The 25,423-nt window shown below is 64.4% G+C and carries 22 protein-coding genes and 1 riboswitch; of the genes, 12 read left to right on the forward strand and 10 right to left on the reverse strand.

What is annotated here, in order from left to right; translation table 11 throughout:
- Positions 1 to 80: 80 nt before the first annotated feature.
- Complete coding sequence (locus CBW66_RS17955; protein WP_086139674.1) at positions 81 to 914, forward strand: class I SAM-dependent methyltransferase; 834 nt, start codon at positions 81 to 83, stop codon at positions 912 to 914.
- A gap of 1,001 nt (positions 915 to 1,915) precedes the next feature.
- Positions 1,916 to 3,901 carry a helicase-related protein gene (locus CBW66_RS17960; RefSeq protein ID WP_086139675.1) on the forward strand — a complete coding sequence of 662 codons (1,986 nt, stop codon included), beginning with the start codon at positions 1,916 to 1,918 and terminating at the stop codon, positions 3,899 to 3,901.
- Positions 3,902 to 3,904: 3 nt separating this feature from the next.
- On the opposite strand, the gene CBW66_RS17965 is transcribed toward CBW66_RS17960, so the two are convergent.
- From CBW66_RS17965 to CBW66_RS17990, 6 genes are all read right to left on the reverse strand, one after another.
- On the reverse strand, positions 3,905 to 4,378 hold the full coding sequence (locus CBW66_RS17965; RefSeq protein ID WP_205701216.1) for a T6SS effector amidase Tae4 family protein: 474 nt from the start codon (positions 4,376 to 4,378) through the stop codon (positions 3,905 to 3,907).
- Between the two features lie 146 nt (positions 4,379 to 4,524).
- Positions 4,525 to 5,763 carry a sorbosone dehydrogenase family protein gene (locus tag CBW66_RS17970; RefSeq protein WP_086139676.1) on the reverse strand — a complete coding sequence of 413 codons (1,239 nt, stop codon included), beginning with the start codon at positions 5,761 to 5,763 and terminating at the stop codon, positions 4,525 to 4,527.
- Positions 5,764 to 5,767: 4 nt separating this feature from the next.
- Positions 5,768 to 6,565: a TatD family hydrolase gene (locus tag CBW66_RS17975; protein WP_086139711.1), complete on the reverse strand. Its 798-nt coding sequence runs from the start codon at positions 6,563 to 6,565 to the stop codon at positions 5,768 to 5,770.
- 22 nt (positions 6,566 to 6,587) lie between these two features.
- Positions 6,588 to 7,313: a lipoprotein-releasing ABC transporter ATP-binding protein LolD gene (lolD, locus tag CBW66_RS17980; RefSeq protein ID WP_076571574.1), complete on the reverse strand. Its 726-nt coding sequence runs from the start codon at positions 7,311 to 7,313 to the stop codon at positions 6,588 to 6,590.
- Between the two features lie 16 nt (positions 7,314 to 7,329).
- On the reverse strand, positions 7,330 to 8,595 hold the full coding sequence (locus CBW66_RS17985) for a lipoprotein-releasing ABC transporter permease subunit (RefSeq protein ID WP_086139677.1): 1,266 nt from the start codon (positions 8,593 to 8,595) through the stop codon (positions 7,330 to 7,332).
- 65 nt (positions 8,596 to 8,660) lie between these two features.
- Positions 8,661 to 9,938, reverse strand: coding sequence for a lipoprotein-releasing ABC transporter permease subunit (locus CBW66_RS17990; protein ID WP_086153651.1), 1,278 nt, complete (start codon positions 9,936 to 9,938; stop codon positions 8,661 to 8,663).
- A 161-nt stretch (positions 9,939 to 10,099) separates the two neighbouring features.
- Between CBW66_RS17990 and CBW66_RS17995 the strand changes: the two genes are divergently transcribed.
- The 8 genes from CBW66_RS17995 (at position 10,100) to CBW66_RS18030 (ending at position 18,907) form a co-directional block, all read left to right on the forward strand.
- Positions 10,100 to 11,152, forward strand: a complete 1,053-nt coding sequence (locus CBW66_RS17995) for a hypothetical protein (protein WP_086139712.1) — start codon at positions 10,100 to 10,102, stop codon at positions 11,150 to 11,152.
- Positions 11,149 to 12,849, forward strand: a complete 1,701-nt coding sequence (recJ, locus tag CBW66_RS18000; protein WP_086139679.1) for a single-stranded-DNA-specific exonuclease RecJ — start codon at positions 11,149 to 11,151, stop codon at positions 12,847 to 12,849. The genes CBW66_RS17995 and recJ overlap by 4 nt, the downstream gene beginning before the upstream one ends.
- A 108-nt stretch (positions 12,850 to 12,957) precedes the next feature.
- On the forward strand, positions 12,958 to 13,365 hold the full coding sequence (fos, locus tag CBW66_RS18005) for a fosfomycin resistance glutathione transferase (protein ID WP_086139680.1): 408 nt from the start codon (positions 12,958 to 12,960) through the stop codon (positions 13,363 to 13,365).
- Positions 13,366 to 13,638: 273 nt separating this feature from the next.
- A riboswitch (cyclic di-GMP riboswitch) is annotated at positions 13,639 to 13,725 on the forward strand.
- An 83-nt stretch (positions 13,726 to 13,808) separates the two neighbouring features.
- Positions 13,809 to 16,352, forward strand: a complete 2,544-nt coding sequence (locus CBW66_RS18010) for a S53 family peptidase (RefSeq protein WP_216356462.1) — start codon at positions 13,809 to 13,811, stop codon at positions 16,350 to 16,352.
- A gap of 141 nt (positions 16,353 to 16,493) precedes the next feature.
- Complete coding sequence (locus tag CBW66_RS18015) at positions 16,494 to 16,931, forward strand: MbcA/ParS/Xre antitoxin family protein (RefSeq protein ID WP_086139682.1); 438 nt, start codon at positions 16,494 to 16,496, stop codon at positions 16,929 to 16,931.
- Positions 16,932 to 16,933: 2 nt separating this feature from the next.
- Positions 16,934 to 17,641: an RES family NAD+ phosphorylase gene (locus CBW66_RS18020; protein WP_086139713.1), complete on the forward strand. Its 708-nt coding sequence runs from the start codon at positions 16,934 to 16,936 to the stop codon at positions 17,639 to 17,641.
- A 42-nt stretch (positions 17,642 to 17,683) separates the two neighbouring features.
- On the forward strand, positions 17,684 to 18,004 hold the full coding sequence (locus CBW66_RS18025; protein WP_086139683.1) for a DUF2288 domain-containing protein: 321 nt from the start codon (positions 17,684 to 17,686) through the stop codon (positions 18,002 to 18,004).
- Positions 18,005 to 18,232: 228 nt separating this feature from the next.
- Complete coding sequence (locus CBW66_RS18030) at positions 18,233 to 18,907, forward strand: hypothetical protein (RefSeq protein WP_086139684.1); 675 nt, start codon at positions 18,233 to 18,235, stop codon at positions 18,905 to 18,907.
- Here the strand turns inward: CBW66_RS18030 and CBW66_RS18035 are convergent.
- The 4 genes from CBW66_RS18035 to CBW66_RS18050 all read right to left on the reverse strand — a co-directional run bounded on the left by CBW66_RS18035 (position 18,886) and on the right by CBW66_RS18050 (position 23,703).
- Entirely contained in the window at positions 18,886 to 19,608 is a 723-nt protein-coding gene (locus tag CBW66_RS18035; protein ID WP_086139685.1) for an ABC transporter ATP-binding protein, read from the reverse strand. The genes CBW66_RS18030 and CBW66_RS18035 overlap by 22 nt on opposite strands.
- 10 nt (positions 19,609 to 19,618) lie before the next feature.
- Positions 19,619 to 21,562, reverse strand: coding sequence for an ATP-binding cassette domain-containing protein (locus CBW66_RS18040; RefSeq protein ID WP_086139686.1), 1,944 nt, complete (start codon positions 21,560 to 21,562; stop codon positions 19,619 to 19,621).
- 7 nt (positions 21,563 to 21,569) lie between these two features.
- Positions 21,570 to 22,460, reverse strand: a complete 891-nt coding sequence (locus CBW66_RS18045) for a branched-chain amino acid ABC transporter permease (RefSeq protein WP_010398938.1) — start codon at positions 22,458 to 22,460, stop codon at positions 21,570 to 21,572.
- An 85-nt stretch (positions 22,461 to 22,545) separates the two neighbouring features.
- Positions 22,546 to 23,703: an ABC transporter substrate-binding protein gene (locus tag CBW66_RS18050; RefSeq protein ID WP_086139687.1), complete on the reverse strand. Its 1,158-nt coding sequence runs from the start codon at positions 23,701 to 23,703 to the stop codon at positions 22,546 to 22,548.
- A gap of 367 nt (positions 23,704 to 24,070) precedes the next feature.
- Between CBW66_RS18050 and CBW66_RS18055 the strand changes: the two genes are divergently transcribed.
- Together CBW66_RS18055 and CBW66_RS18060 are read left to right on the forward strand one after the other, a co-directional pair.
- Complete coding sequence (locus tag CBW66_RS18055; protein WP_086139688.1) at positions 24,071 to 24,979, forward strand: hypothetical protein; 909 nt, start codon at positions 24,071 to 24,073, stop codon at positions 24,977 to 24,979.
- Positions 24,980 to 25,003: 24 nt separating this feature from the next.
- Positions 25,004 to 25,417, forward strand: a complete 414-nt coding sequence (locus tag CBW66_RS18060) for a hypothetical protein (RefSeq protein WP_086139689.1) — start codon at positions 25,004 to 25,006, stop codon at positions 25,415 to 25,417.
- Positions 25,418 to 25,423: the final 6 nt, after the last annotated feature.

The following is a 25,423-nucleotide window of genomic DNA, read 5'->3' on the forward strand; positions in this document are numbered from 1 at the left end:
ACGCCATCACCATTGGCGAAACTTTCACCATGCTAATATGACCATCCGGCGCCCAGGCGCCACGACTTGGCGGACCTTGCATGACCCCAGTGACAGCGGCAGAAACTTATTTGCAGGACTTCCATCAACGCCAGGTCGGCGTGACGCCCGCCGCGTTTGCCGACCTTCCTGCCCACTCCTCAACGGCTACCTGGGCCTCGTCCTATGCCGTGTTAAGCGACCTCGTGCCGGCTAGCCCAAGTCCCTTGACCGTGCTCGACCTGGCCTGCGGCGACGGATATCTGCTGGGCTTGCTGGCAGCCAGGCAACAATCTCAATTGCAACTGCTCGGCATCGACATGAGCGAGGCCGAACTGGCCGCCGCGCGCGCCGCCCTCCCTGCCTCCGTGCGGCTGCGGCAGGGACGCGCCCAGGCGCTGGACCTGCCATCGGCCAGCGTCGATTGTCTCGTCTCGCACATGGCGCTGATGCTGATGGACGACATCGAACAAGTCGTCCGGGAAATGCGCCGCGTGCTGCGCCCCGGCGGCCAGTTCGCGGCCATCGTCGGCCGGACTTTCTTGCTGGGCGAAGTGAACGAGGTTTTCATGCGCGTCTTCAAACCCATCGCCAGCGACGCGCTGCCGCCGCTGCGCTTTGGCGACCGGCGCGCGGGATCGGAAGCGGGCTGGCGCGCGCTGCTCAATGCCGGTTTTGCGGACGTTGAATTCGACGACATCGACGTGCCCTGGTCGCCCACGCCGGGCGAACTGTGGACCGCCCTGAGCGACACCTACGATATCGACCGCCTGGACGATGACGCCAGGCAGCGTCTGCGCGGCGCGTTCCTGGAGGCCGCAGCGCCGCTGCAAGCCGGCGACGGATTGATCGCCACCGGCTGGGGACTACGCGCCGTGCGCGCACGGGCAGCCTGAGCTGCCATGGGCGCCATGACCTGCTGGCGTCAGCGGCAACAGGCTATGATAGTGGCTGCCGCAGCGCGCAGTACTCCTCGGTCAATTGCAGGATTGCAGGCAGGCGGACCGCTCGGCCCCGCACTCGGCTTGAGAGGTACCGCCAGCGATGCAAGCCCGCCACTCGGCAGCGCAGGCGCTATAGCAGTTGGCAAAGGCTGGCGTCGCAGTCACCGCCAAACCGAGACCTGACGCGAAAAGAAATGCAGCGAGCTTTTTATTCATGGAGTTCTCCCAAAATCGGATGGCTGATGAATCCCTGCGCGCGCCATCCTCTGGCGCAGGGCCACATACACCGGTATGTCGGGTGTCATCGCGCGCTGGGTGTGCGGCAGCGCGAAATGGAAAATCCTGCGGCCGCCAGCCAATCCTGGCGCACCGTCAAATCAAAACCGTTCATATCAACGCGACATGCCCCAGCCGATAACCAGAGCGGCATCCCGAATAATGCCGTACGTCGCCGTCAATTTCAGATATTTTAAAAACATGCCAAAATCTTCTCGCGAAATCTGAAGACCATGATCAGCCCACCATTATTAATTGTCAAGATAATTCAATTCATTTCATGCCACTGCCCAATTCCTCACACAATGAAAAATACAGACACGATACGAATATAATCACCATGGATATCCATAAAAACATACTCTTTATTATTATCGACGCCACGACAATTGAAATTTTAACGTTAAATTCAAAAATATAACAAAGTTAATAAAAAGACATTCATGGAAATTCCAGGCGAATAAAAATACAGCAGAAAATCCCGATACGCGCAAAGCAAGGTGATTTGCAACCAGCTGGAAGCGCCGTTCTCCATGGTTGCCAGTTGCTTATCCGCCTCAAGGAATCATCGCTTTACAGCTCAGCCCTCGTGCGGCGGCCGCACCGTGCGCCGGGGAAAAATCCTTGCCCTGCGCGCGGTATAATCGGCCTCGCTTACTTCAACACCCAGGCACGACATGACTTCCTCCGCACTTCCTCCCGACACTTCCACCGACCTTTCCGACAGCACCGAAGACAATAACGACGCCACCCTGGTCGCGGAACTGGGGGAGCTGACCGAGCATATCCGCCTGGTCAAGATGGAAGGCCGCGTCTTCGTGCGCTTTTCCGGCGAGGTCAAGGCGGGCGGCTTGCGCGTGCCGTATGCGCTGGTGCCGGCGCAGGGCGTGCTGGCGCGGCCGGCCAAGTGGCGCAAGATGGACCGCGAGACCAAGCTGGCCCTGGTGCGCGAACGGGCCAGCGCGGCCGTCTTCGAGGAGCTGCGCCAGCACGTGATCGATTTCGTCGCCGATATCGCGGGCCTGAGCGAGGACGTGGAGACGGACCCGATGGTCTTCCTGCACACCTTGGCCGACATGCAAACGTCCGAGCCGGCCGGCATGGTGTTCGACCGCATCCGCCAGCGCTTCAACCACGCCATCGAGCGCCAGCAGGAAGAGCAGCACGCGGCGCGCACGCGCCAGAGCATCAACCTGGCCGAGTATCCCGCCTCGTTCGAGATGGCGCGCCGCCTGCCGCGCCGCTTCATCGCCCTGCTGGGCCCCACCAATTCCGGCAAGACGCACCGCGCCATGGAAGCGCTGGTGAAGGCAAAGAGCGGCATTTATCTCGCGCCATTGCGCTTGCTGGCCCTGGAAAACTACGAACGCCTGCAGGAAGCCGCGCCGCATGGCAAGCCGCTGGCCGTGAGCCTGATCACGGGCGAGGAGCGCCGCGTGGTCGACGGCGCCACGCACGTGGCCAGCACGGTGGAAATGCTGGACACAAAAACCGTCGTCGAAGTGGCCGTCATCGATGAAATCCAGATGCTGGCCGATCCGGACCGGGGCGCCGCGTGGACGGCGGCCGTCTGCGGCGCGCCCGCCCACACCGTCTACCTGGTGGGTGCGCCGGAAGCGCGGCGCGCCATCGAGGCGCTGGCCGAACGCCTCGACTGCCCCCTGGAAGTACATGTATTGAAACGCATGGCGCCCCTGTCGATGGAGCCGAGCGCCGTGCGCAAGGTGCGCAACCTGCGCCGCGGCGACGCCGTCATCGCCTTTTCGCGCCGCGAAGTGCTGATGTGGCGCGACATGATCACGGAAACGGGATTGTCGGTGGCCACCGTCTACGGCAACCTGTCGCCCGAAGTGCGGCGCGCGCAGGCGCAGCGCTTCCGCGACGGCACGGCCGATATCGTCGTCGGCACGGACGCCCTGGCGATGGGCCTGAACATGCCGATCGCGCGCATCGTCATGACCACCTGCGTCAAATACAATGGCCGCGAAGAGGAAGAGATTTCGGCCGCGCTGGCGCGCCAGATCGCCGGACGCGCGGGCCGCTACGGCGTGCATGAAGAGGGACTCGTGGCCGGCTACGACAACGAGACGCATGAAGTGATGCGCGCCCTGCTGAAGGAAAAGCTGCACCCGCTCAATACCAGCGGCTTCGCCGTGGCGCCCTCGCTGGAACACCTGCACCGCATTTCGTCGGTGACGGGCGAACTGTCGCTCAGTAAACTGCTGCGCCGCTTCATCCACAATATCGACGTGCCGGACGGCTTCTTCTTCCCGCGCATCACGGAAGACCAGAAGGAGCGCGCCGTCTGGCTCGACACCCTTCCCCTGTCCGTGGCCGACAAATTTACTTTGTCGCTGGTGCCGATATCGAGCAAGGTGCCCTCGCTGCAGACGGCGTGGGAGCACTGGGCGAAGAATCTGTCGCAGGGAAAAACGAGCACCTTGCGCCAGCACGCGTACGGCGGCGGCACGCAGAATCTGCAGCAGGTGGAAGACACTTGCCGCTACTATTCCGCGTATGCCTGGCTCAGCTACCGCCTGCCCGAATTCTTCCCCGATATCGCGGTCGCGCAAAACCTGTCGCGCGATGCCTCGGAACGGGTCGACTCCATCCTGCGTGCGCACAATGCGGCGTCACGGGGGCGCTCGAAGAAATTCAGGTAAACGTCAACGGAGTGGCCAGAACCAGACCTCGCCGCAATCCCAGTAGCATTCGGTGCCGCAGATCTTCACGCCGATGGAGGGCAGCAGGATGTCGATATGCCCGCCCGCGCCGCCCAGGTAACCGGGAATGCGGAAGAAGGCGACGACACCCTGGCGCTGGCCGATGCCTTCCATGGCGTCATCTCTGGTAAATTTTTCGGGCGCGCCAAACATCGAAGGGCTGGCCAGCATGTGCGACAGCTTGGCCTGCCCCGGTTCGATCAGCGCGCCCTTGAATGCCCCCTTGCGTATCGCCATGCGGCCTTTCAGCTGGATGCCGGCCTTGATCAGGGCCAGGCTGACGCGGATGGCGCAGGTGTTGGCAAAGCTGTCCTTGCCGATCAAGTCTTCCCAGCCGATTTCGCGGAACAGGGCGGCCTGGTCGACGGCCGCCACGCTCGAGTAGTTTTCGCGCAGCTTGATGAATGCAGGTTTCACGTCAGCCTCCCGCTGCCCCTTGTCGATAGGGAATATCAGGCCGATTGTAGGAGGATATGCGAGCCCCGCATTGAGCGAGGTCAAGCGTAGGTCGAGTCGGTTGCGATGGCGTCGGATTACGCGCGGCGCCGCCGCGCTAATCTGATCTACGGCTTGGCAGCCGCGTAATGCAGCTTGAGCACCAGCCCGTTATGATCATCAGCCATGTAGATATCGCCATCCTGCCCCTGCTTCACGTCGACGGGCGCGCCCCTGCCCTGCTTGCCCTTGCGCTCCCAGTTGCTGATCAACTCGACGGACTTGCCCAGCGGCGCACCGACCTTGTCGGGCAGCAGGGCCACCAGGCGGTGGCCGTTGCTGCGGTAGCCGTGGTAGCCGATGATCAGGCTGTTCTTGTACAGCTCCGGGAAGCGGCTGGCCGTGTAAAACGTCATGCCCAGCGGCGCGGCGTGGCCGGGCAGCAGGCGCTGCGGCGCCGCGTATTGGGCGGCGCAAGCCGTCTTCGGATATTCGGGACTGGCGACATTGTCATCGTAGCAGTACGGCCAGCCGTAATGCTGGTCGGCCTTGACCAGGTTCAGTTCTTCATGCGGCAGGTTCTCGTCGCTTTTGAGCTGCGGCATGGCCGCCTGGATGGCGTCGCGCGCGTTTTCCGCCTGCCACAGCTCGCCCGTCGCCGGATGGAAGGCCAGCGCCATCGAATTGCGCAAGCCGCGCGCATGCGTGCGCCAGCTCGTCACCGTGCCGGCCGGCCAGGCCATCTTGTATTCGCGGATGGCGCCCAGTGCTTCCGGGCCTTCCGCCGAAGGACAAGCCTTGGCCGGATCGGGCGCCTTGCCGTCGTTCTCGCAATGGTCGGTGCTCGAACCGACGTTCACATACAGGTCGCCCTTGGGGCTGAAACGCATGTTCGTCAGCAGGTGCAAGCCCAGGCCCGGCAGGCGCGGCGTCTTGGCCGTGCCGCCGATCACGTCGGTGATGGCGCGGGCGGGATCGCGCAGGTCGAAGCGGAAGATGCGCCCCACCTCGCCCACGTAGACCAGGCCGTCCGGTCCCTGCACGATGCCGTTCGGGCGATCAAGTTTGTCGAGCAGCAGCTTGCGTTCGTAGCCGCCGCCGGCTGCCTTGCGCTGCAGCAGCCACAATTTACCCTGCTTCGGCGCCCATCCGGCCATGTCCGTGACGAGGATGTCGCCATTCGTCAGCGGCAGCACGCCGCGGGGAAATTTCAGGCCGTCGGCCAGCACGGCTACGCAAAAGCCGGCCGGCGTGGTGACGTCGAGGCGCGGCATGCCGTCGCACTGGGCGCCGGCCGCCGCCATGGCGGGCGCAAACGCGCCGGAAAGGCAGGCCGCCAGGGCGCCCGCAAGCATTTTCTTGTTCATGGTCTCATTCCATCAAGGGTAATCGGGGCAGCACGGCGCGCGCGTTGGCGCTGGTTTGCGCCGCCAACTCGGCAAGTTCCAGGCCGCGCAATTCGGCCAGCACGGCGCCGATGCGGGGCAATTCTTCGGGGCTGTTGCGGCCCGGGTGGATCCAGCTGGGCGAAATATCGGGCGCGTCCGTCTCCAGTACGATGGCGTCCAAAGGCAGTTCGCTCGCCATGCGGCGTATCTGCAAGGCGCGCGTAAACGTCATGGCGCCGCCGAAACCGAGCTTGAAACCGAGGGCTATATAGCCCTGCGCCTGCTGGAAGCTGCCGTTGAAGGCGTGGGCGATGCCGCCGTTCGGGCGAATCTGGCGCGCGTGCTTGAGGACGATGTCCTGCGAGCGGCGCACATGCGTGAGCACGGGCAAATCGAAGTCGCGGGCGATTTTCAGCTGCTCGCGCAAAAAATGCTCCTGCTTGGCGCGCATGGCCGGTTCGCACAGCATGGGGATAAAGAAATCGAGGCCGATCTCGCCGATGGCCACAAAATTCGGGTCAGCCATGGCCAGCGCCACGGCTTCGCGCAGGGCGATCAAGTCGTCCTCGGTGGCATGCGGCACGTAGATCGGGTGGATACCGAGCGCATAACAGGCGTTGGGCGCCGCTGCCGCCAGGCCCCGCACGATGGCGAAATTGGCCCGTTCGACGGCGGGGATGACGATCATGCCCACGCCCTGCTGCCGCGCCCGCGCCGCCACCTGCAGCGATTCGCCGCCGAATTCGTGCGCGTCCAGGTGGCAATGCGTGTCGATCCACAGCATGGCGGTTCCTTAGTATTGCTCAGTATTGATAAGGCTGCAGCCCTTCGTCCGTCAGGCGCAGCACGCGGTCGCAGCGCCTGGCCAGTTCGATATCGTGGGTAACGATGACGAAGGCCGTGCCCAGGGTGCGCGACAGTTCCAGCATCAGGTCGAAAATCTGTTCGGCCGTGGCGTGATCGAGGTTGCCCGTCGGTTCATCGGCCAGCACGCAGGCCGGCTGCGTGACGAGGGCGCGGGCCAGGGCCACACGCTGGCGCTCGCCGCCCGACAATTCGCCCGGCGTGTGCGTGACTCTTTTGGCCAGGTTCACGCGCGTGAGAATCTGCTGCGCCAGCTCGGTGGCGGGCGCGCGCTTCATGCGCCGTATCATCAGCGGCATGGCGACGTTGTCGAGCGCCGAAAACTCGGGCAGCAGGTGGTGGAACTGGTAGACGAAACCCAACGAGGCGTTGCGCAAATCGCCGCGCGCCTTTTCGCTGAGGGTGGCAAAGTCCTTGCCCAGCAGGGTCACCTTGCCGCTGGTGGGCGTATCGAGCCCGCCCAGCAGGTGCAGCAGGGTCGATTTGCCCGAGCCGGAGGCGCCGACGATGGCCACGCGCTCGCCGCGGTGGACGTCGATGTCGATGCCGGCCAGCACCTGCACCTTGTAGCTGCCCTGCGTAAAAGTCTTGCCCAGGCCGCGGCAGGAGAGGACGGCGGAATCGGCGGAAGCGCCGTTGGAGGCAGGTTTGTTCAGATCGGTCATGGTCGTAGTCAGTGGTTTATTCATAGCGCAGGGCTTCCGCAGGTTTCACGCGGGCGGCCCACCAGCTTGGGTACAGGGTCGCCAAAAAGGCGAGAATCACGGCCAGCACGCCGATCTTGGTGACGTCGGGCCAGCGCAGGTCGGACGGCACGGTGCTGATGAAATAGATGTCCTTGGAGAGGAACTGCACGCCCAGCAGGTGCTCGATGAAGGGCACGATGACGTCGATGTTCATCGCCACCAGCACGCCGCCGCCCACGCCCAGGATCGTGCCCAGGATGCCCACCAGCGCGCCCTGGATCATGAAGATCTTCATGATGGAACGGGGCGAGGCGCCCAGCGTGCGCAGGATCGCGATATCGGCCTGCTTGTCCGTCACCGTCATCACCAGGGTCGACACGAGGTTGAAGGCGGCCACGGCGATGATCAGGGTCAGGATGATGAACATCATGCGCTTTTCCGTCTGCACGGCAGCGAACCAGTTGGCGTTCAGCTTGGACCAGTCGCGCAGCCACAGGTCGCCCGGCATGGTTTTTTTCAGTTCCGCCGCCACTTGCGGCGCCTGGTTCATGTCGGCCAGGCGCAAACGCAGGCCGGACGGGCCATCGAGGCGCAGCAGGCGCTGGCCGTCTTCGATATTGATGAAGGCCAGGCCGGCGTCGAATTCATTGTGGCCCGCCTGGAAAATGCCGCTGACGGTAAAGCTGCGCATGCGCGGCAGCACGCCGGCCGGCGTGACCTGGCCCTGCGCCAGCATCAAAGTCACTTTTTCACCGAGGTTGACGCGCAGGGCGCGCGCCAGCTCGATGCCCAGCACGATATTGAAGGTGCCCGGCTGCAGGGCCTTGAAGCTGCCCATGCGCGTCTGGCCGGCCACATCGGAGACGTTCGGCTCTTCCTCGGGCAGCACGCCGCGCACGATGGCGGGACGCAGCGCATCGTCGCGCAGCAGCATGCCCTGCGTCTCCACGAACGGCGCGGCGCCTTTCACGGCCGGATTCTTGAACGCTTGCGCCGCTTCCGCGCGCCAGTCGGGCATGCTGCCGCTGTTGTCGAACACTTCCACATGGGCCAGCACGGACAGCATGCGGTCCGTCACTTCCTTCTGGAAGCCGTTCATCACGGACAGCACGACGATCAGCGCCGCCACGCCCAGGCCGATGCCGGCCATGGAAATGAGGGAAATAAAAGAGATAAAACTGTTGCGGCCACTGCGCTTGCCGGCCCGCGTGTAGCGCAGGCCGACCAGCCATTCGAAGGGAATATTTTTTAACATGCTCATTAATTCGTTAATTCTCGGGGGTCTGACCCGCCGGGTCTGACCCCAGCAGTTTGTTGATCAGCCATTTACTCATAGCGCAGCGCCTCTGCCGGCTTGACGCGCGCGGCGCGCCAGCTCGGGTAGATGGTGGCCACCAGCGCCAGGCCAAAGGCGATCAGGCCGATCTGCGCCACGTCCAGCCAATGCACGTCCGACGGCACGGCGCTGATCTGGTAGATTTCCTTCGAGATGAAGTGCAGGCCGAAGATGCCTTCGATGAAGGGCACGATGACGCCCACGTTCAGCGCCAGCACGACGCCGCCGATCACGCCCAGAGCACTCCCCAGCAAGCCCACCAGCGCGCCCTGGATCATGAATATCTTCATGATGGAAAACGGCGAGGCGCCCAGGGTGCGCAAAATGGCGATATCGGCCTGCTTGTCGGTGACCGACATCACCAGGGTCGAAACGAGGTTGAAGGCGGCCACGGCGATGATCATGCTGAGGATGATGAACATCATGTTCTTCTGGCTTTGCACCAGCGCATACCAGCTGGCACTGGCGCGCGACCAGTCGCGCATCCACAGCTGGCCCGGCATCGAGGCCTTCAGTTCGCGCGCCACCTGCGGCGCCTGGTTCATGTCGTGCAGGCGCAGACGCAGGCCGGACGGGCCGTCGAGCTGCAGCAGCTGCTCCGCGTCCTGCATGTTGACGAAGGCCAAGCTGCCATCGAGTTCATTGTGGCCCGCTTCAAAAATGCCGGCCACCTTGAGCGCGCGCATGCGCGGCATGACGATGCCATTGGCCGGATCGCCCGCCCTAGGCTCGCGCTCGAGCATCAGCGTGACGTTCTGCCCCACTTTCACATCGAGCGCCTTGGCCAGGTCGATGCCCAGCACGATGCTGTACGAGCCTGGCGTGAGTTCATTGAAACTGCCCTGCTTCATCTGGGCGGCCACGCTGGAGACGGTGGCTTCCTGCTGCGGCAGCACGCCGCGCACGATGGACGGGCGCATGGTTTCGTCATTGAGCAGCATGCCCTGGGTTTCCACGAAGGGCGATACGGCTTTCACTTGCGGGTTGGCGTAGGCGGCGCGCTCCTGCGCCTGCCAGTTGGGCATGGAGCCGCTGGTGTCGAATACCTCGACGTGGGCCAACACCGACATCAGCCGGTCGGTGACTTCCTTCTGGAAGCCGTTCATGACGGACAGGACAACGATCAGGGCGGCCACGCCCAGGCCGATGCCGGCCACGGAAATGAGGGAGATGAAGGAAATGAAGCTGTTGCGGCCACTGCGTTTCCCGGCGCGCGTATAGCGCACGCCGMCCTGCCACTCAAAAGGAAATTGTTTGATGATGCTCATGCGCTCCCGCGACAACGATGATATGCGAGCGCGCAGTGTGCCACACAAATGACATTTCATGCGTGAAACACATCACCGTGGCCCCAATTTCGCGCACCCGCCGCCAGGCGAAAAACGACGGGGACTACTCGCACTGCGCCACAATCGCCTACAATCTCGGGATGAATCAACTTACCCTCGTCCTGCCCTTCGCCTTGCCCAATGCCGAACTGGCTGCCGACCTGCTCAAGGTCTTGCAGGCGCCCGCGCTGGCGGCGCTGCTGTCGCGCACCTCCACTTGCAATTTAGAAACCTTTGACAATGCCAACCGCCTGCTGCCGCATGAAGCGTGGCTGGCGCACGCCTTGGGCCTGTCACCCGCGCCCAACGGCGCGGCGGCGCAGGCGGCCTTTGCCGCCCAGGCCATGCGCGGCTACGGCCTCGTGCCGGAACCGGGCGCACGCTACTTCCTGCTGCATCCGGCCCACCTGGCCATCGCCCGCAGCCATATCAGCCTGGAAGAGTTGCGCCAGCTCAAGCTGAGCGAGACCGAGGGCCGCGCCCTGTTCGACATTGCTGCCCCGTATTTCGACGAGATCGGCCAGCCGCTGGCGTATGGCGACGCGGGTACCTGGTTCATGCGCGCCGATGGCTGGTCCGACTTGCAGTGCGCCACGCCGGACGCCGCCACCACGCAAGACCTGTCCGTCTGGATGCCGGAAGGGGAGCACGCGCGCGCCGCGCGCCGGCTGCAAAATGAAGTGCAGATGCTGTGGCATGAACACCCGGTCAATGCGGCGCGCGAAGAACGGGGCTTGAAAGCCATCAATGCGTTCTGGCTCTGGGGCGCCAGCGTGGCCACGGCGCAAGCTCCCGGCTGCGCCGCCAGCCTGCATACGCATAACGCACCGGGCTGGCTGGCCGCGCTGGCGGAACCGGCGCAGCGCGATGCCAGTCTAAACAGTGTGCTGGCAAGCAAGCGGGACGCGATCGTCGTGCCGGGCGGCCTGATCGAGGCGGCGCAGGCGCAGGAATGGGGCATGTGGCTGCAGCAGTTGCAAGCGCTGGAAGCGGACTGGTTCGCTCCCCTGCTGGCCGCCCTCAAGGACGGCCGCGTGGAGCAGCTGCGCCTGGTGCTCAGCCACCGCGACGCCTGGCTGGACTGCACCACCAGCAAGCACGCGCAGCGCAAATTCTGGCGCGCGATTTCCCTGAACAAGTTGAAAACATCATGACCCGTACCCGCATCGCCACCCGTCCCTGCCCCTACCGCGAATCCGAAATGCTGCGCCAGGGCGGCATCCACCCCGTGCTGGCCCGGCTGTATGCTGCGCGCGGCCTGTCCGACGCGGCAGAACTGTCAAGCGAACTGGCTGCCCTGATGCCGCCGTCCGGCTTGCTGCACATCGGCGCGGCGGGCGCCTTCCTGGCCGACGCGATTGCCGCAAAAAAACGCATGGTCATCGTGGCCGACTACGATTGCGACGGCGCCACCGCCTGTGCCGTGGCCATCCGCGGCTTGCGCGCCATGGGCGCCGACGTCGATTTCATCGTGCCCAACCGTTTTGAATACGGCTACGGCCTGACGCCGGAAATCGTTGCGCTCACCGCGCGCGAAAAGTCGCCCGACATCATCATCACCGTCGACAACGGCATCGCCAGCATCGACGGCGTAGCCGAAGCCAACCGGCGCGGCATCCAGGTCGTCGTCACCGACCACCATTTGCCGGCAGACACCCTGCCCGACGCGGCCGTCATCGTCAACCCGAACCAGCCCGCCTGCGGTTTTCCGTCCAAGCATCTGGCGGGGGTCGGCGTCGTGTTCTACGTCTTGCTGGCCCTGCGCGCCGAGCTGCGCAAGCGGGGCATCTTTGATGCGCAAACGCAACCCAAGCTCGACAACCTGCTCGACCTGGTGGCGCTGGGCACGGTCGCCGACGTGGTGCGCCTCGATACGAACAACCGCATCCTCGTCGCGCAAGGCTTGAAACGCATGCGCAAGGGCAATATGCACGCGGGCGTGGCCGCCCTGTTCCGCGTGGCGGGCCGCGAAGCGCGCAGCGCCACGCCGTTCGACCTGGGCTTTGCCCTCGGGCCGCGCCTGAATGCGGCCGGCCGCCTGCAGGACATGTCGCTGGGCATCGAATGCCTGATCACGGACGACGAAGGCCGCGCCTGGGCGCTGGCCCAGCAACTGAACGACATCAACCTGAAGCGCCGCGAAATCGAGGCGGAAATGCAGGATACGGCCCTGCTGCACCTCGACGATTTCGAGCCGGCCAACAGCAGCACCATCAGCGTCTTCGATGCATCGTGGCACCAGGGCGTGATCGGCATCGTCGCCTCGCGCCTGAAGGAAAAATTCTACCGCCCGACGATTACCTTTGCACCGGGCGCAGACGGCTGGATCAAGGGTTCCGGACGTTCGATTCCCGGCTTCCACCTGCGCGACGCGCTCGACCTCGTGTCGAAACGGGCGCCGAGCCTGATCGACAAGTTCGGCGGCCACGCCATGGCGGCCGGCTTGACCATCCGCGCCGACGCCTTCGAGGCGTTTTCCCAGGCCTTCGAAGCCGTGGGCCAGGCCTGGCTCAGCGCCCAACAGCTGGAACGGGTCGTGGAAACGGACGGCCCGCTGGAAGACGCCTACTACACGACGGCCTTCATCGAGCTGATGGATGGCCAGGTGTGGGGCCAGGGCTTCGCCCCGCCCGTCTTCTGCGACGAATTCCGCGTCGTCAGCCAGCGCATCCTCAAGGAACGGCATTTGAAACTGCTGCTGGAAAAGAACGGCGTGCGCTTCGACGCCATCTGGTTCGGCCACACGGACGCCCTGGGCGAACGCACAAGGGTCGCCTTCCGGCTTGATGCGAATGAATACAATGGCACGACCAAGGTGCAATTGATGGTGGAGCACGCCGAGCCTGCGTAGCGACACCTTCCGCTCGCTACGGTACTGTCCGGTGTTGCGACGTTTGTGGTCTTACGCCTGTCACAACGCTGGCTGGAACATCCCTGCACTCCACCTGAAAGCAACTTCATGTTGACCGGCCTGAACCACCTTACCCTCTCCGTACGCGATCTTGATCGCAGCGTCGTCTTTTATCGCGACCTGCTGGGCCTGCGCCTGCATGCGCGCTGGGAGCGGGGCGCCTACCTGTCGGCAGGGGATTTGTGGCTGTGCCTGTCGCTGGATGCGGGCGCGGCGATCAGCGCAAGCGGCTACACGCACTATGCGTTTTCCATTTCGCAGGAAGACTTTCCCGCCTTTGCCGCCCGCCTGCGCACGGCTGGCGTGGCGGAATGGCAGCACAACCGCAGCGCCGGCGATTCCCTGTATTTCCTCGACCCGGACGGCCACCAGCTGGAAATCCATGTGGGCAGCCTCGCGCAGCGGCTGGCCGCCTGCCGCGCGGCGCCGTACCAGGGCATGGCATTCGAAGACTGATGCTCGAATACAATATTCGATAAATTCATTAAATTCATTAATATATCGTCGAGAGCAAGCACCGTTGCTGCAAAAAAACACTGTCACCCGTCGATATCCGTCCGATAATCTTGTATTGAAGGCTTATTCAAGCTGACAAGATTCCGTCCTGGAATGGGCAAAATCACCACACTTCATTGTGAAAATAAAAATATTGATTGAAAATAGTTAACACTTATTTGGCAAATTCACTAGAATTGATAACGCATCTTGAAGTTCTTGAGGATGCATGATCAGTTCTGAGGGCAAACCCGTCGAAAGGCGGGGACGCAAAGCCACCGGCCTACCGCGCGCAAGCGCCATGGCAGCGGGGCTGCCAATGCAGGGCCGGGACCGCCAGCGCGCGGCGCCAGCCTCGATGCATTGTCGAGATGTGGCCCTCGCCCAACTCGGAGAGTTTCGCCATGAAAAAATTCATTCCCCTGCAGCCCCGCCACAGGCCAGCGCCGCCCGCCGCCATCGCCACGGCCGCGACACAGTTCAGTGTCGAGGTACCCGTCCTCCCCGCCGGCGTCGGCGCGCTGGTGGCGCAGCCGATGTTCCATGCGGCACCGGCCCTGCTCGATGCGCCTGACGGGCGCGACAACGCCAACAGCAGCGGCTCTGCCCACTGGCGCCCGCACCTGCAGCGCGTGCCCCGCGCCATGGCGGACATGGCCACGCGCCGCCTGACGGCGCAAAAGATCGCCGCTGCGGAACAGGCGGCGCAGGATATCGCGCCGCTGCTGGACGGCGCCGCCGCGCCGATGGCCGGCAGCAGCGTGGTGGCCACCTACTCGCCCGCGCAAATCCGCGCCGCCTACGACCTGCCCGCCCTGCCGGCGGCGGGCACGGCGCTGACGCCGGCCCAGGCGGCCCAGCTGGGCGCGGGGCAGACGATCTACATCGTCGATGCCATGCATAACCCGAACGCGGCGGCCGAACTGGCCATCTTCAACCAGAAATTCGGCTTGCCCGGCTGCACCACCAAGGCCATCGCCACGAATGCCAGCCTGCCCCTGCCGCCCGCCCCGGCCAGCGGCTGCGAATTTTCCGTCGTGTACAACACGCCATCGAGCACGATGACGGCCACCGCGCCCGCCTATAACTCGGGCTGGGCCATGGAAATCGCGCTAGACGTGCAATGGGCACATGCCACGGCGCCGCTGGCACGCATCGTGCTGATCGAGGCGCCCGACGCGTCCATCAACGGCCTGCTGGGCGCCGTGCGCCTGGCCAACCTGATGGGGCCTGGCGTCGTTTCGATGAGCTTTGGCGCCGCCGAAGGCAGCTGGACGGCCTCCGTCGACAGCGCCTTCACGGGCAAGAACATGAGCTACCTGGCCGCCACGGGCGATTCGGGCAGCGGCGTGTCCTGGCCCTCCGTGTCGCCCAACGTGCTGGCCGTCGGCGGCACCACGCTCAGCTACAGCGGCAGCGGCGTGCGCAGCGAAGCGGCCTGGTCCGGCACGGGCGGCGGCATCAGCGCCTACACGGCCCTGCCCAGCTACCAGACGGCCAGCGTGCCCGGCCTGACCAATCTGCTGCGGCGCAACGTGGCCGACGTGGCCTTCAATGCCGACCCCGCCACGGGCCAGTACACGGCCGTGATGGCACAAGGCAGCAGCACCGCCAGCTGGCTCAGCATCGGGGGCACCAGCCTGTCCACGCCGCAATGGGCCGGCCTGGTCGCCATCGCCAACGCCAGCCGCGCGCTGCAGGCCAAGACAGCGCTCGGCTTGCCGCACAGCATGCTGTACGGCCAGATCGCCACCGTACCCGGCACCTTTGCCAGCAGCTTTACCGACATCACGCGCGGCAGCAACGGCACCTGCAGCGTATGCACGGCCAGGGTTGGCTATGACCCGCTGGGCGGCCTGGGCACGCCGAACGTGAAAAGCCTGCTGGCCAGCCTGTCGGGCACGCAGATCGCCACGGCCGCTCCCGTGGTGGCGCCGGCCAGCATCAGCGGCGCGGCCGGCAAGCCGCTGTCGTTCACCGTGGCGGCCAGCGCGGCCAATCCCCTCAGCTACACCATGCTGGGCGCGCCGGCCGGCATGAGCATCGCCTCGACGGGCGTGGTCAGCTGGGCCGCGCCCGTCACGGGCACGTATGCCGTGACCATGGTGGCCAAAGATAGCGTCACTGGCCTGACCGGCCAGGGCGTGACCAGCATCGTCATCGCCCCCGTCGCGCCTCCCGTCGTCGCGGCCGGCGCCATCACGGGCAAGGTCGGCACGGCGCTGGCGTTCAATGTCAGCGTCACGGCCGCCAATCCCGTCAGCTACGCGCTGAGCGGGGCGCCGGCCGGCATGGCCATCAGCAGCGCCGGCCTCGTGAGCTGGGCGGCACCCGTGGCCGGCACCTACGCCGTCACCGTGACGGCCACGGACAGCAAGACTGGCCTGAGCGGCAAGGGCGTGTACACGGTGGCCATCGCCGCCCCGCTGCCGCCCGTGGTGACGGTCGCCAGCGTCAGCGGCAAGCCCGGCGTGGCCCTGTCGTTCACGGCCACGGTGGTGGCGCCCAACCCCGTCACGTACAGCCTGTCGGGCGCGCCGTCCGGCATGACCGTCAATGCCGCCGGCGTCGTCAGCTGGGCCAGTCCCGTGCTGGGCAGCTACAGCGTGACCGTCATCGCCAAAGATACGAAAACGGGCTTGACGGGCCAGGCCGTGGCCACGGTGAAAATCGCCGCCGCCGGCCCTACGATCAGCGCCGCCGCCATGACGGGCGTGGCCGGCAAGGCCATGAGCGCTAGCATCGTGCTGACGGCGCCAGGTGCGACCTCGCTGCGGATCTCGATCGACGGCGCGCCGCTGGGCATGCAGTTTTCCATGAGCGGCCTGACCATCACGGCCTACTGGCCGCAGCCGGTGGCCGGCAGCTATACGCTGAAGGTAGTGGCGCTGGACAATAACGGCTTGACGGCGCAGCTGAACATACCCGTGACCGTCACGGCACGATAAGCTGGCGCAACCGTCCACCCTGCGGGGCGCAGCGGGACTCACGTCCTGCCGCGCCCCGTTTTGCATGCGTGCGGCCCTTGCAGCGAATCCATAAAAGGAGTATAAATAATCCATAAACAGAGTTTTATTGAAGGACATATCATGAATCTCGCCTACGCCTACCCCAAGAGCCGCTTCGAGCCGGACATCCTCGTCGACCTGAACGCCAAAGCCGAGCGCGAGCGATTGTCGCAGGCGGCATTGAAGGGCTTTTTCAAGCTGGCCGCCGCGTGGAAACTGCGCGACGACGATGCGCGCGAATTGCTGGGCGGCCTGTCCAGCAGCGCCTGGTACGAGTGGAAGAAGCACCCGGACCGGGTACTGGAAGTGGACCGCATCACGCGTATTTCCTATTTGCTCGGCATCTACAAGGCCCTGCACATCCTGTACGGCGACAAGCTGGCCGACGAATGGGTAAGCTTGCCCAACAAGAACCCCATCTTCGGCGGCCGCACGCCCCTGTCGCAGATGCTGGCTGGCGGCTTGCTGGCCATGCAGACCGTGCGCAAGCTGCTCGATGCGCGCCGCGGAGGGCTGTGATCGTGCCGGTCGCCGTGGATTCCGCCCTGCCGCCGCTGGCCGCCTTGCGCCAGATCGACACTTGCCGCCTGATCCCGTCGCGCTTCGCCGACATGGAGGATTCCGTGCTGGCGCCGCTGGCCGAGGACGACGACCACCTGCGCGAGCTGTTCGAACTCGATAACGCGACCAACGCGCGCCTCGTGGCCGAGTACGGCGGCGCGCCAGGAATTGGCGTGGACGAGCTGGTTTTTGGCGTGCCGCACTTTCGCATCATTAACGCCGCCTACACGTATGCCCGCCCGGAAGGAGCGCGCTTCAACGATGGCGAACGGGGCGCCTGGTATTGCGCCTTCGACATGTCCACGGCGCTGGCCGAGATCATTTTCCACAAGACCGTGGAATACCAGGAAATCGACTATTTCGACGACAGCGTCAGCTATCAGTCGCTGCTGGCCGATTTTTCCGCCAGCTTCCACGACCTGCGCGGCCAGGAACGCTATGCGGCTTGCCTGGACCCGGCCAGCTACATCGCTTCGCAAGACCTGGCCGCCATCCTGCTCGACGCCGGTTCCATGGGCGTGATCTTCCCCAGCGTCCGGCACGCCAGCGGCACCAACCTGGCCTGCTTCCGCCCTGCCCTGGTGGGCAATGTTCGCAAAGGCGCCGCCTATCGGTTAACATGGCAGGGTACGCCGACGCCGCAGGTGGAAGCCATCCCTGGCAAATAAACCGCGCGCACCGGTACCCGACTCACCGCAACCTGAGCTCACATGCAAACTAATCCTGAAAAAGACACCGAACTGCGCCATAAAGTGAACAGCGAAACGGCCCGCCTGGCCTGGAGCGAACTGGAAAAGCACTTCGCCCAAGGCAATGTCGTCTGGATCGCCAATGAACTGGACCTGGTCGAAGTGGCCGTGCGCATCTCGCACGACGACAAGGCCACCATCACGCAATGGATGGTTGACGGCAAAGTCGCCAAGGTCTCGGACCAGCAGGCGCTGGAGTGGCAGGCCGCCGATGCGTCCCTGTGGGCCGTCGTCGTCAGCCCGTTCATCCTGGTGCAGCAGGAAAAACCCACCCGGCATTGACGCCGCCGCGCACGCTCGCCATGACCGGGGGCCGGCAATCCATCGTCCCGTTCAGACGCGGGCTCACACTGGCCTTGTTGACGGGCGAGGCAGGGTCCGCCGTGCGGTCAAGCGATCATCGGCATGGCCGGCGGCAAGCTTGCTATCGCCGTACTGGCTGAGTAGTGCGCCCTGGCCGTGGCCTGTCGGTTAACATGGCGGGCACCACTAGTCGAGAACTGATACCGCATGCAAGCCCACCCAGATCACCCATCCCTGCGCCTGCGCACCCTCATCGACGCGGCCGCCCTCGAACGCATGGCGCCCGAACTGGAAGCGCTCTTCCATGCCAGGCTGCTGGCGAACAGGGTGCGCGGCGGGGTCGAACAACGATTGCAAGCCAGCCAGCGGCAGATGCAACAGGCGTTCGCCCAGTCGCCCAGGCTGCATGCCGTGATGGTATGGGGCAGCGTGATGGGCCTGGCAATCGCCATGGCTTTTGCAGCGAGCGGCGGCCTGCTTGTGCACGGATATCGGCTCGATATGGCCTGCATCGCGCTCTTCGGCGCGATCCTGGCGCTGCTGGTGCTGCTGCCGCGCGTGATCGTCTGGCAGCAGCAGCCATGGGAATGGCTGTGGCGCAGCCTGGCACGGCGCCTCGTCGCCAGACAGCTCAAAAACGCGCGCGCACTGGCGCCGTTCGAGGCGCAGTACGATATCGACGGCAGGACGGTCACCTATACGCGCATCACGCCGGCCTCCGCCACCGTCAGGTGGACCCGCACGCTGGCGGAGCCTGGCACGTTCGGCAACGGCTACACGGTCTTCTTCGAACCCGCCCCGTCCATGCATTGCGTGCTGCTGCTGCACGCACCCGATGCGCGTTTCGAGGCGCTATGGGCTCAGTGCCCGCCGCCCAGATAGGCCGCGATCACCTTCGGATCTGTCTTCAAACTCTCGGCCGGGCCGTGCACCGAGATGCTGCCGTTTTCCAGCACGTAGCCGTAATCGGCCACGTTCAGGGCGGCGGCGGCGAATTGCTCGACCAGCAGCATGGTCACGCCTTCGGCCTTCAATCGCGTGATGATGCGGAAGACTTCCTCCACCAGGATCGGCGCCAGGCCCATCGACGGTTCGTCCAATAGAATCACTTCCGGGTTCAGCATCACGGCGCGGGCCATGGCCAGCATCTGCTGCTCGCCGCCCGACAAGGTGCCGGCCAGCTGGTCGCGCCGCTCCTTCAGGCGGGGAAACAGCTCCAGCGCCTTGTCCAGGTCGCGCTTGATGTCGCCTTTCGGGCGCGCCCGCGTAAAGCGGGGAAAGGCGCCCAGCAGCAGGTTGTCCGTCACCGACATCGAGGCAAACACGCGCCGCCCTTCCGGCGAATGGGCCAGGCCGGCGCGCGCGATCTTGTGCGAATCGAGGCCCGTGACATCCTTGCCTCCCAGGGCGACGGTGCCGGATTTGGGTTTGAGCATGCCGGAGATGGCGCGCATGGTGGTGGTCTTGCCGGCCCCGTTCGAGCCGATCAGGGTCACCAGCTTGCCCTTCGGGACGTCGAGCGAAATGCCGTGCAAGACTTCGACTTTGCCGTAGGCGGCGTGCAGATTGTGTATGGTCAGCATGGTCTTCCTCTCAGTGCGCCGCAGGGCTCAGGGTCTCGGCGCTGCCGCCCAGGTAGGCTTCGATCACTTTCGGATCGCTCTGGACCAGCGCGGGCGCGCCTTCGGCGATCTTCTGGCCGAAGTCCAGCACCGTCACCACGTCCGACAGGGCCATCACCACGTCCATGTGGTGCTCGATCAGGATGATGGTGATGCCGTGCTCGCGGATCTTGCGGATGATGGCCATCAGCTCCTTGATGTCGGGCGCCGTCAGGCCCGCCGCCGGCTCGTCGAGCAGCAGCAAACGCGGATTGAGGCCCAGCGCGCGGCCGATTTCCAGCAGCCGCTGCTTGCCATACGGCAGATTGCGCGCCTCTTCGTTGGCCAGGTCGGCCAGGCCGACGAATTCGAGGATGCTGGCGGCCCGCTCGCGCGCGGCCGTCTCTTCGCGCCGGTAGCGCGGCGTGTGCAGCATCACGTCCAGCACGTTCGATTTAAACGTGTTGTGCAAGCCCACCAGCACGTTTTCCGTGGCCGTCATCTCGCCGAACAACTGCACGTTCTGGAAGGTGCGCGCCACGCCGCCCAGCGCGATCTCGGACGGCGTGCGGCCGGAGATCACGGCGCCGGCGAATTCCACCTTGCCCGCCGTCGGCTTGTAGATCCCCGTGAGCACGTTCATCATCGTGCTCTTGCCCGAGCCGTTCGGCCCGATCAAGCCGTGCACGGAGCCTTGCGTGACGTTCAAGTCCACCTGGTTCAGCGCTTTCAGGCCGCCGAACTGCATCAGCGCCTGGTCCACGCGCAGCAGGGTCGCGCCCTGCTGCCCGCCCTGGGCGTGGTCGAACGGCGCCACGCCGTGGGAAGCGACGGCCTGCACATGGCGCCGGCCCTTGCCGATAAAGCTCATCAAAAAGCCCACGATACCGTCCTGCAGGTAATACACGACAAACAAGGTCATCAAACCGAAGATGGTCAGCCGCCAGTCGACCATGTTTTCCAGCTTGTAGGAAAACGCGGCCAGGCCGATGGTGGCCACCAGGGGCACGAGCACGCCGCGCACGGTGGAGCGTTTTTTCGCCAGCATGAAGAGGGAACCGATCACGCCCAGCACGGCGGCGGACACGGCGATCTTGCGAAACAATTCGATGTCAGACAGCAGGCTGGGCAGCATGACGACGATCAGGGCACCGATCATCGCGCCCGAACGCGTCTTGCGTCCGCCCATGATGACGGCCAGCAGGAACAGGATCGTCAGCTCGAAGTTATAGGTATTGGGCGAGATGTATTCCTCCGAATACGCATACAGGCTGCCGGCCAGGCCCGCGAAACCGGCGCTGATGACGAAGGCGTAGACCTTGTAGCGGTACACGGACACGCCCATGCAGTCCGAGGCGATGGGGCTGTCGCGCAAGGCTTCGAACGCGCGTCCCAGGTTCGACTTCAGGATGCGGTGCACCACCACCAGCGAGATCACCAGCAGCGCGGCGACCATGTAGTAGTACTCCACTTCCGTCAGCTTGTGGCCGAACAGGACGGGTTTGTGGATCTTGATACCCATCGGGCCTTCGGTCAGGAAGCTCATTTCATTGATCAGGATTTGCACGATGGTGCCGAAGGCCAGGGTCACCATGGCCAGGTAGGGCCCCGTCACGCGCAGGGCCGGCAAGGCCAGGATGGCGCCGAACAGGGCCGCGCCCCCGATACTGGCGGGGATGGCCAGCCAGAACGGCGCGCCCAGCTTGAACACCAGCACGCCCGTGGCGTACGAACCGATGCCGAACAGGCCCGCGTGGCCCAGCGACACCTGCCCCGTGTAGCCGACGACGATATCGAGGCCGAACAGCAGGATGGCGTAGATCAGGATGGTCTCGGCCAGGTGGATGTAGTACGGGTTCGGAATGACGACGGGGAACAGCACGAGCGCGGCCAGGCCCGCCGCGCTCAGCGCCAGCATGGTGATTTTCTTGTTCATGTGGTCCTCAGACTTTCTTGATCGCGGCTTTGCCGAACAGGCCGGACGGTTTCACGGCCAGCACCAGCAGCAAGAGCAGCAGGCCGGGCACTTCCTTGTAGCCGGTGGAAATGTAGTAGCCAGTGGTCGTTTCCGCGATACCGAGGATCAGGCCGCCGACGATGGCGCCCACGCCCGACGTCAGGCCGCCGATGATGGCCACGGCAAACGCCTTCAGGCCCAGCGAGGCGCCCATGGTGGCCCCCGTCAGTGTCAGCGGCGCCACCAGCACGCCGGCAAAGGCGGCCGTGGCCGACGACAGCGCGTAGGAAAAGGTGATGACCATGCCCGTGTTGATGCCCATCAAACCGGCCGCGTCGCGGTCGTTGGCCGTCGCCACCACGGCCTTGCCGTAGATCGATTTGCGGTTGAACACTTCGACGGCCAGCATGATGGCCAGCGCGCCGACGATGACGGCCACCTGCATCTGCTGCACGTTGGCGCCAAACACCTGGAACGGCGCGGCCGACAGGGGCGACGGGAACATCAGGTCATCCTTGCCCCAGATGTTTTCCGCCACGTTCTTGAAAATGATGGCCAGCGCGATGGTCGACATGATCCAGCCGAACTCGGACTTGATCTTGATGGCGGGCCGCACGCCTATCCATTCGACGAACACGCCCTGCAAGGCGCCGAAGACGATAACGATGGGGATCATCAGCAGGTAGCTCATGTACGGCCCGCCGTGGATGGTACCCACCAGGGACAGGCCCACGAGCGCGCCCAGCATCAGCGATTCGCCCTGGCCGAAATTGAGGGTGCCGGACGTGGCAAAGGTCAGCTGGTAGCCGAAGGCGATGACGGCATAGATCATGCCCAGCGCGATGCCGCTGAAGACAAGCTGCAGGAAGATTTCCATGGTGTTCCCCGAAGGATGGGAGATAAAAAAATGGCCAGTCCTGATTCCTCAAGGCTGGCCACTGCGCGGCAAATGTCTGCCAGGCTTATTTCGCGAGGACGACTTTGCCGTCCTTGACTTCACCGAAGACCGTCAGGTCGGCCGTGATCGCTTCATGGTTGGTCTTGCTGAACGGCTTGTTGTAGGTAGTGACGGCGCCTTCCACCTTCTCATTCAGGTTTTCCAGCGCGGCGCGCACTTTCGGGCCATCCGTGCCGCCCGCCTGCTTGAAGGCGGCGGCCAGCAGGTAGATGGAATCGTAGCCTTGCGCGGCCGAGACGGCCGACGGCATGCGTCCGCCCGATGGCTTGTAGGCGGCCACATAGGCGTCGATGAAAGCCTTGCGCTTCGGCGTGCTGGCGTCCTGGATGAAGGTTTGCGGCATGCGCGTGCCATTGCCATTCTTGCCCGCGTTGTCGATGAAGTTACCCATGGCCAGGGTCCAGCTGCCGATCAGCGGCACTTTCCAGCCCAGTTTTTCCATGCCGTTGGCGATCTGCGCCAGTTCCGGGCCGATGCCGTAGGTCAGCACGACTTCCGCCCCCGCCTGCTTGGCTTTCAGCAGCTGGGCCGTCATGTCGACGTCCTTGATGTTGTATTTTTCGACGGCGACGGGCTTGATGCCCTTCTTGTCGAGCGCCTTTTCCAGATCTTCGCGGCCCAGCTGTCCATAGTTGGTGGAGTCGGCCAGGATCGCCACTTTCTTGAACTTGCGGTTCTCGATCGCCTCATGCACGATCATGCCGGACTGGATGGTGTCATTGGCCGCATTGCGGAAAATGTAGTTTTCCGGCTGATCGGCAAATTGCTTGGTGACGATGGAGCCCGTCGCCACATTGTTCATGACGGGAATTTTCGCTTCCTGGTAGAAGCGCTGCGAAGCGAGGGCCACGCCCGTGTTGATGTAGCCGACGGTGGCGGCGACCTTTTCCTTGTTGATCAGTTCCTGGGCGATCTGCACGCCGCGCTCGTTCTTCGCTTCGTCATCGCGCTCGATCAGCAGCAGGGAACGGCCCAGTACGCCACCCTTGGCATTGATTTCCGCGACGGCCAGCTTGACGCCGTCGCGCATCGACACGCCCATCGGCGCGGAGCCGCCCGTAAACGGTCCGGACACGCCGATCTTGATGGGGTCGGCCGCGACTGCCGCCTGCGAGAAACCCAAAACCAAACTTGCCACGAGCAATTTCTGTTTCAAATTCATTGTCATCTCCTCTGCTACAACGTTTTAAATGCCACTTATTTTTATAGTCGTACGCTGGATAACCGCCCCATCGATAAATCATTGTAGGTGAGTAAACATGCCCCAGCAACAACTACATATGACGCGTCGCAACATGCAGAAAAGACCCAATTGCTGGCCCGATGTCAGTCTTTTGTAAGGAAAATATGGCGCAAATTGGAGCACACTGCACCATTTGGCAACAGTGCCACCACCGATGCGGTGCCGCCGGACGACTTCAACAGCATGCTGATCTGGCGCAATACTGCGACTGCCCAGCATGCTAACGTCGGCCATGCCAGCGCGTGCGCGCCGGCCCCGTCAGCCACTGCTACCGCATGGAGGCCATATGCAGCGCCCGTCGAACTCGTCTATTTCCCACCTGCTGCTTGCCGCCGGCGCCAGCCTGCTGCTGGGCGGCTGCGCCGCCAACCTGGCGCCTGTGCGCACCTTTGCCGAACAGACGCAAAAGATGTCGGTCCACTTCGAACCGATGCTGGCGGGCGGCGTCCACAGCTGTATGGACAAGGCCATGCGCAAGCGTTTGATCCTGGCCGAGCGTTTCGATGCGCAAGCGAGCGAACAGGCGGCGCGCGCCGATTGCGCCGCCATCGCGCAAGCCAGCGCGTCGATCGCCAGCCTGAACGACGTCCTGCTGCGCTATGCCCAGACCCTGGCGGCGCTGGCCGATGACAAGCTGCCCGTCTACAAAGAAGAGTTTTCCGGCCTCGGCGATGCGCTGGGCGGCCTGGCGCAGCCGGGTGCCGGCGCGCCCCTGCTCGATGCGGACAAGCTGGCCAAGGTCGTCAAGCTGAGCGAGCACCTGAGCCGCCTGGCCACGCAGCGCCGGCAGAAATCGGCCCTGCGCGAATTGCTCGACGAGCAGGAAGCCGTCGACATCGTCAGCAATGCGCTCAAGGAGTATGCGCAGCGCGGCTACCGCGCCGGCTTGCAGGATGAATTGCGCGACCTGGACCTGCTGCGCGGCGCCGTCGATAACGCCGCACCGCGCGAACCGCTGGCCGCCAACTACATCCGCACGCGCTTGCACCTGGAAGGCCGGCAGGTGCAGGAAAGGGAAAAGATCGTCGCCGCGTACGTCGCCGCCGTCGATGCGCTGCAGGCGAGCGTGGCCGCGCTGCGGGCCAATCTCGACCACCTGCAGGCGCCGGAACTGGAACGGCAGCTGGCGCGATTTTCACGCGACGTCGAGACGCTGCAGCGGCAAGCGGCGTTCTATGCCCCCGCCCGCTGGTAAGCGGCGCGCACACAGGAGTATCCCATGGCCCCACTGACCGAACTGACGAAAGAGCAAAGCTACGCCATCGCCGACAGCCTGGCGCAAGCGTCAAGCCTGGTGCTGGAATTGCGCATCCGCGAACGGGAAGCGCTGGCGCCGGACGAGCGCGCGCTGCTGGAGCAATATGAAAACCACCTGGACCAGATGGTGGCCCTGTTCCGCGCCTACGGCATTTACCTGACGGCCGAAGGCGCCGATCAGGCGCGCGGCGACATCGAAGCCGCCATCGCCAAGGGCAAGTCACAGCTCAAGCGCATCACCGACATCAAGGCGGCCATCGGCACGGCGGCCAGGCTGGTCGACCTGGGCGCCGCCATTTTGTCGCGCGACCCGTTCGCCATCGGCGAGGCGGCGGCCGGCCTGCGGGCCAGGCCGAAAAAGGACGCTCAGGCTTGAGCCGAC

Source organism: Janthinobacterium sp. GW456P (genome assembly GCF_002127655.1).
In the GTDB taxonomy this organism is placed as follows: Bacteria; Pseudomonadota; Gammaproteobacteria; order Burkholderiales; family Burkholderiaceae_D; genus Janthinobacterium.

Coding starts and splice junctions, on each gene's coding strand:
- CBW66_RS18050 (WP_086139687.1), bottom strand. CDS start 23,703: ATGAATTTGAAACAGAAATTGCTCGTGGCAAGTTTGGTTTTGGGTTTC.
- CBW66_RS18010 (WP_216356462.1), top strand. CDS start 13,809: ATGAAAAAATTCATTCCCCTGCAGCCCCGCCACAGGCCAGCGCCGCCC.
- CBW66_RS18030 (WP_086139684.1), top strand. CDS start 18,233: ATGCAAGCCCACCCAGATCACCCATCCCTGCGCCTGCGCACCCTCATC.
- CBW66_RS17995 (WP_086139712.1), top strand. CDS start 10,100: ATGAATCAACTTACCCTCGTCCTGCCCTTCGCCTTGCCCAATGCCGAA.
- CBW66_RS18025 (WP_086139683.1), top strand. CDS start 17,684: ATGCAAACTAATCCTGAAAAAGACACCGAACTGCGCCATAAAGTGAAC.
- CBW66_RS17985 (WP_086139677.1), bottom strand. CDS start 8,595: ATGAGCATGTTAAAAAATATTCCCTTCGAATGGCTGGTCGGCCTGCGC.
- fos (WP_086139680.1), top strand. CDS start 12,958: ATGTTGACCGGCCTGAACCACCTTACCCTCTCCGTACGCGATCTTGAT.
- CBW66_RS17955 (WP_086139674.1), top strand. CDS start 81: ATGACCCCAGTGACAGCGGCAGAAACTTATTTGCAGGACTTCCATCAA.
- CBW66_RS18015 (WP_086139682.1), top strand. CDS start 16,494: ATGAATCTCGCCTACGCCTACCCCAAGAGCCGCTTCGAGCCGGACATC.
- CBW66_RS18035 (WP_086139685.1), bottom strand. CDS start 19,608: ATGCTGACCATACACAATCTGCACGCCGCCTACGGCAAAGTCGAAGTC.
- CBW66_RS17970 (WP_086139676.1), bottom strand. CDS start 5,763: ATGAACAAGAAAATGCTTGCGGGCGCCCTGGCGGCCTGCCTTTCCGGC.
- CBW66_RS17960 (WP_086139675.1), top strand. CDS start 1,916: ATGACTTCCTCCGCACTTCCTCCCGACACTTCCACCGACCTTTCCGAC.
- CBW66_RS18055 (WP_086139688.1), top strand. CDS start 24,071: ATGCAGCGCCCGTCGAACTCGTCTATTTCCCACCTGCTGCTTGCCGCC.
- recJ (WP_086139679.1), top strand. CDS start 11,149: ATGACCCGTACCCGCATCGCCACCCGTCCCTGCCCCTACCGCGAATCC.
- CBW66_RS18045 (WP_010398938.1), bottom strand. CDS start 22,460: ATGGAAATCTTCCTGCAGCTTGTCTTCAGCGGCATCGCGCTGGGCATG.
- CBW66_RS18060 (WP_086139689.1), top strand. CDS start 25,004: ATGGCCCCACTGACCGAACTGACGAAAGAGCAAAGCTACGCCATCGCC.
- CBW66_RS18040 (WP_086139686.1), bottom strand. CDS start 21,562: ATGAACAAGAAAATCACCATGCTGGCGCTGAGCGCGGCGGGCCTGGCC.
- lolD (WP_076571574.1), bottom strand. CDS start 7,313: ATGACCGATCTGAACAAACCTGCCTCCAACGGCGCTTCCGCCGATTCC.